The 4,998-nt window shown below is 57.6% G+C and carries 7 protein-coding genes; all 7 read right to left on the bottom strand.

The window, feature by feature from the left end; all coding sequences use genetic code 11:
* On the bottom strand, positions 1-1,210 hold a 1,210-nt coding region (gene murA / locus FEM54_RS24485), incomplete at its 3' end, for a UDP-N-acetylglucosamine 1-carboxyvinyltransferase (RefSeq protein ID WP_138453437.1).
* A 23-nt stretch (positions 1,211-1,233) separates the two neighbouring features.
* Positions 1,234-1,473 (bottom strand): BolA family protein, encoded by a 240-nt coding sequence (locus FEM54_RS24480; RefSeq protein ID WP_138453436.1) that lies wholly within the window; start codon positions 1,471-1,473, stop codon positions 1,234-1,236.
* A gap of 114 nt (positions 1,474-1,587) precedes the next feature.
* Positions 1,588-1,893: an STAS domain-containing protein gene (locus FEM54_RS24475; RefSeq protein ID WP_138453435.1), complete on the bottom strand. Its 306-nt coding sequence runs from the start codon at positions 1,891-1,893 to the stop codon at positions 1,588-1,590.
* Positions 1,890-2,543: an MlaC/ttg2D family ABC transporter substrate-binding protein gene (locus tag FEM54_RS24470; protein ID WP_017138230.1), complete on the bottom strand. Its 654-nt coding sequence runs from the start codon at positions 2,541-2,543 to the stop codon at positions 1,890-1,892. The genes FEM54_RS24475 and FEM54_RS24470 overlap by 4 nt, the downstream gene beginning before the upstream one ends.
* Positions 2,544-2,554: 11 nt before the next feature.
* Complete coding sequence (mlaD, locus tag FEM54_RS24465) at positions 2,555-3,022, bottom strand: outer membrane lipid asymmetry maintenance protein MlaD (RefSeq protein WP_010170575.1); 468 nt, start codon at positions 3,020-3,022, stop codon at positions 2,555-2,557.
* Positions 3,022-3,819: a lipid asymmetry maintenance ABC transporter permease subunit MlaE gene (gene mlaE / locus FEM54_RS24460; protein WP_017138231.1), complete on the bottom strand. Its 798-nt coding sequence runs from the start codon at positions 3,817-3,819 to the stop codon at positions 3,022-3,024. Before mlaE ends, mlaD begins: the two co-directional genes overlap by 1 nt.
* The gene (locus FEM54_RS24455) at positions 3,819-4,628 is read right to left on the bottom strand and encodes an ATP-binding cassette domain-containing protein (protein ID WP_005784851.1); all 810 of its coding nucleotides are present in this window, start codon (positions 4,626-4,628) and stop codon (positions 3,819-3,821) included. The genes mlaE and FEM54_RS24455 overlap by 1 nt, the downstream gene beginning before the upstream one ends.
* Positions 4,629-4,998: the final 370 nt, after the last annotated feature.

The following is a 4,998-nucleotide window of genomic DNA, read 5'->3' as shown; positions in this document are numbered from 1 at the left end:
ACTCGTAACCACGGTCGATGTGGTAGATGCGGTCGATCAAGGTGTCGCCGTCGGCGCACAACGCCGAAATCACCAGGCTGGCCGAGGCACGCAGGTCGGTCGCCATCACTGGCGCGCCCTTGAGCTTGTCGATGCCGGTAACGATGGCGGTGTTGCCTTCGACCTGGATCTTGGCGCCCATGCGGTGCAGTTCATACACGTGCATGAAGCGGTTTTCGAAGATGGTCTCGATCACGGCGCCTGTGCCTTCGGCAATCGCGTTCAAGGAAATGAACTGCGCCTGCATGTCGGTCGGGAACGCCGGGTAAGGAGCCGTACGCACGTTTACGGCTTTTGGCCGCTTGCCGTGCATGTTCAGCTCGATCCAGTCTTCACCGGTAGTGATTTCAGCACCGGCTTCCTTGAGTTTTTCCAGCCCGGCTTCCAGGATGGTCGGATCGGTGTCCTTGACCTTGACGCGGCCACCGGTAACGGCAGCGGCAACCAGGTAGGTGCCGGTCTCGATACGGTCCGGCATCACTTTGTAGGTGGCCGAGTGCAGACGCTTCACACCGTCGATAGTGATGGTGTCGGTGCCGGCGCCGGTGATGTTGGCACCCATGGCGATCAGGAAGTTGGCCAGGTCGACTACTTCAGGCTCGCGCGCTGCGTTTTGCAGCACACTGCGACCGTTCGCCAGGGCGGCAGCCATCATGATGTTCTCGGTACCGGTGACGCTGACGGTATCAAAGAAGAAGTTGGCACCGCGCAAACCGCCTTCCGGCGCCTTGGCCTTGATGTAGCCACCTTCTACGTCAATGACCGCGCCCATGGCTTCAAGGCCACGGATGTGCAGGTCGACAGGGCGCGAACCAATCGCGCAACCGCCAGGCAGTGCTACTTCAGCTTCGCCGAAACGGGCAACCATCGGGCCCAGCACCAGGATCGAGGCACGCATGGTTTTCACCAGTTCGTACGGAGCGATCAGGGTCTTGATGGTGCGCGGGTCGATTTCGACAGACAGCTTCTCGTCGATCACCGGCTCAATACCCATGCGACCGAACAGCTCGATCATGGTGGTAATGTCGTGCAGGTGCGGCAGGTTGGCCACAGTTACCGGGCCATCGCACAGCAGGGTCGCTGCCAGGATCGGCAAGGCGGAGTTTTTTGCACCGGAAATGCGGATCTCGCCATCGAGGCGGGCACCACCGGTAATAATCAATTTATCCATAAGAAGCTCGACGCCTTGGGGGCTCAGGTACGCTCGGCCCAGGCCGCGCGGCTGAAACATTTCATAGTAACCGCGTGGATGCTGCCATCGGTGATCCACGGGTTCAAATGGGCATAGATCTGCTGTTGACGCTTGACCGGGCTCAATTTCGCCAGTTCATCGCTAATCACGTTCAGCTGGAAATTGCAGCCTTCGCCTTCAACTTCTACGATCGTTTCCGGCAGCTTTCCTTCAAGGAAGCTTTTAACTTCTAGGGCCTGCATGCTCAACCTCTATCGGCGCCCAGTGCGCACGGGTCGCACATCATACAAAAAAGCCCCGCGCCTGCGAACCCCGCATAGCAGGACTCTGACGGGGGGCTTCTTTAATAATGTGTATTAAGGATGCGCCAACAGTTCGGTAATACCGGAAACCTGAGCGATTTCACGCATGTCTTCGGGCATTGAGCGGATGCTGACCGGCTTCCTGGCGGCTTGCGCATCACGCATGAAGCACAGCAACAACGACAAGCCGACGCTGCTGGACTTGGTCACCGCCGAGCAATCAAGCACCAACGCAGGTGCGTTACTGCTGTTGATCAGCGCCTGACCCTGCTTGCGCAGGTCAGGCCCGGTGCGGTAATCCAGCACGCCACTGAGGAACAACTCGCCGGCGTCACCCAAACGAACAGCCGACTCGGTCATTGCGCAGGCTTCCCGGCTTGTTTGTCGGTTTCTTCCTTGGCTTTGGCGACTTCACCGGCCCAACCATTGATGGTTTTGTCCAGGTTATTGCCATTACGCTGCATCGCATCAGCGAACTGATCGCGGAACAGCTTGCCGATGTTGATGCCGTTGATGATCACGTTGCGCAGTTTCCACTCGCCGTTGACCTTCTCCAGCGTGTACTGCACAGGGTAGATGGCGCCGTTGTTGCCTTTGACGCTCATGTTAACGCTGGTGCGATCACCCGACTCATCCCCGGCTGGGGCGACGGTAATACCTTGGTTGTTGTACTCCAGCAGGGCGTTGCCGTAGAACTGGAACAGGCCCTTCTTGAAGTTTTCCTGGAATGTTTGCATTTGCGCAGGGGTAGCCTTGCGCGAATACTTGACCGTCATGATGCTACGGGAAATGCCTTCGGCATCGACCACCGGGCCCACAATGGTATTCAGTGCTTCGTAAAACCTGGTCGGGTCTTGCTTGTACTGCTCTTTGTTGGCAGTCAGGTCAGCCAACATCTTGTTGGTGGTGTCCTGCACCAGATCGTGCGCAGAACCGCCGGCAGCGGCATTAGCCATCAGCGGCAGCGCTGCCAGCAGCACCAGCAGGCCACGTCGCAAGGTAGAGATCATGAACAGGTTCCTCATTTGGCGTCTTTATTGACCGTATTGAGCAGGAATTTACCGATCAAGTCTTCAAGCACCAGCGACGACTGTGTGTCGTGGATTGTCGAACCATCCTTGAGCAGGGCTGTTTCCCCACCCACGCTGATGCCGATGTACTTCTCGCCCAGCAGCCCAGCAGTGAGGATAGATGCAGTGGAGTCAGTCGGCAGATTATCTACCTTCTTGTCGACTTGCATGGTCACCCGGCCAGTGAAGCTGTCGCGATCCAGATCGATTGCCGTGACCTTGCCGATGGTTACACCGGCCATGGTCACTTTAGCTCTGACCGTCAAACCAGCAATATTGTCGAAGTACGCGTAAAGCTTATAAGTATCGGCGGTGGGGCTGGCCGAAAGGCCGCTGACTCGCAGGGCGAGCAACAGTAAAGCCAGGATGCCAGCCAGCAAGAAAAGGCCGACACCGATTTCCACAGTGCGGTTTTGCATCAGAAATCTCCAAACATCAAGGCGGTCAAAATGAAGTCAAGGCCCAGTACCGCCAGCGAGGCGTACACAACGGTCTTGGTGGTGGCGCGACTGATCCCTTCTGAAGTGGGCTCACAGTCATAGCCTTGGAATACGGCGATCCAGGTCACTACAAAGGCGAAAACGATGCTTTTGATGATGCCATTGAGCACGTCGCCGCTGAAGGTCACGCTGTTTTGCATGTTGCCCCAGTAGGAGCCGTCATAGACGCCCAACCAGTCAACCGCCACCCACGAACCACCCCAGATGCCCACCACGCTGAAAATCATCGCCAGCAGCGGCAGGGATATGAAGCCGGCCCACAGGCGCGGGGCAACAATATATTTGAGCGGGTCCACGCCGATCATTTCCAGGCTGGACAACTGCTCGGTGGACTTCATGTTGCCGATTTCGGCGGTCAATGCAGAACCCGCACGGCCAGCGAACAGCAAAGCGGTGACCACCGGCCCCAGCTCACGCAGCAGCGTCAGGGCAACCATCTGCCCGACTGCCTGCTCCGAACCGTAGCTGGAGAGGATATTGAACCCCTGCAACGCCAGCACCATACCGATGAATATCCCGGACACCACGATGATGACCAGGGACATCACGCCCACCGAATGCAGCTGTCTCAACAACAGGCCAAAACCGCCGCCAATGCCGCCACGCCCGAGCAGCGCGTGAAACAGAAAAATTGTCGAACGCCCCAGGACCTCGACCAAGTCGATGCCGGAACGGCCGAAAAGGCGAACCTTCTCGAGTAAAGATGTCTTGCGCATCAGCGCTTCCCCAGAAGATCTGAGCGGTAGTCCGCTGCCGGAAAATGAAAAGGCACCGGGCCATCGGGATCGCCGGTCATGAATTGGCGAATGCGCGGGTTATCAGCGTTCATCAGTTCTTCAGGCGTACCCTGCCCCAGCACCTGGCCATCGCCGACCACATAAAGGTAGTCAGCAATGCTCGCGGTTTCGGCCAGGTCGTGGGAAACCACGATGCTGGTGATCCCCAACGCATCGTTGAGCAGGCGGATCAGGCGCACCAGCACGCCCATGGCGATCGGGTCCTGGCCTACGAACGGCTCGTCATACATAAGGATCTGCGGATCGAGAGCAATAGCCCGCGCCAGCGCAACACGACGTTTCATGCCACCGGACAACTCGTCGGGCATCAGGTCGATGGCACCGCGCAAGCCCACGGCTTGCAGTTTGAGCAGCACAATGTCACGAATCATTTCATCGGACAGCTGGGTATGCACCCGCAGCGGAAACGCTACGTTTTCGAAAACGTCGAGGTCGGTAAACAGGGCACCGCTCTGGAACAACACGCCCATATGCTTGCGCGCATCGAACAGATCGCTGCGCGACAGCGTCGGCAGGTTCTGGCCGTTGACCCACACTTCGCCGGCGCTGGGCCGCAATTGCATGCCCATCAGGCGCAACAAAGTGGTCTTGCCGCAACCGGAAGGCCCCATGATGCCCGTGACTTTGCCGCGGGGAATGCGAATATCGACGTTATTGAAGATGCTGCGCGAACCGCGCTTGAAGGTAAGACCCTTCAGCTCGACCGCGTAGGCGTTATCGGCACTCATCTAATCTCCTTGGGATGCAGCCTTTCACTCAGACACCATGCTTGCGACTTTCGTTTGCAACAGATGCACAAAAGTTAGCGGCATGGGGTGGGCCGACCGAACTGGCGGCGAACTATATCACTGCTGGTACAGAGCCCCCAAGGCCGGAACAGCGCTTGTTCAGATTCGGGACAGGGAAAACACGTGGTTGAGCATAAATCCCAGGCACCTGCAGAATAACTAGCGTGAGGGATTTGATCATTACCGCTATAATCGCCGACTTTTCGTCAGGCTATACGATTTCAGACATGAGCCAATCCAGCGACCTTATTCAATCCGCACAACGCACCATCCGCCTCGAGCTTGAAGCCGTAGAAGGTTTACTGGCCCA

Origin of the sequence: Pseudomonas edaphica (assembly GCF_005863185.1) — a bacterium.
Classification (GTDB): domain Bacteria; phylum Pseudomonadota; class Gammaproteobacteria; order Pseudomonadales; family Pseudomonadaceae; genus Aquipseudomonas; species Aquipseudomonas edaphica.
This window is presented reverse-complemented; position numbering and strand designations above follow the sequence as displayed.

Coding starts and splice junctions, on each gene's coding strand:
- FEM54_RS24480 (WP_138453436.1), bottom strand. CDS start 1,473: ATGCAGGCCCTAGAAGTTAAAAGCTTCCTTGAAGGAAAGCTGCCGGAA.
- FEM54_RS24475 (WP_138453435.1), bottom strand. CDS start 1,893: ATGACCGAGTCGGCTGTTCGTTTGGGTGACGCCGGCGAGTTGTTCCTC.
- FEM54_RS24470 (WP_017138230.1), bottom strand. CDS start 2,543: ATGATCTCTACCTTGCGACGTGGCCTGCTGGTGCTGCTGGCAGCGCTG.
- mlaD (WP_010170575.1), bottom strand. CDS start 3,022: ATGCAAAACCGCACTGTGGAAATCGGTGTCGGCCTTTTCTTGCTGGCT.
- mlaE (WP_017138231.1), bottom strand. CDS start 3,819: ATGCGCAAGACATCTTTACTCGAGAAGGTTCGCCTTTTCGGCCGTTCC.
- FEM54_RS24455 (WP_005784851.1), bottom strand. CDS start 4,628: ATGAGTGCCGATAACGCCTACGCGGTCGAGCTGAAGGGTCTTACCTTC.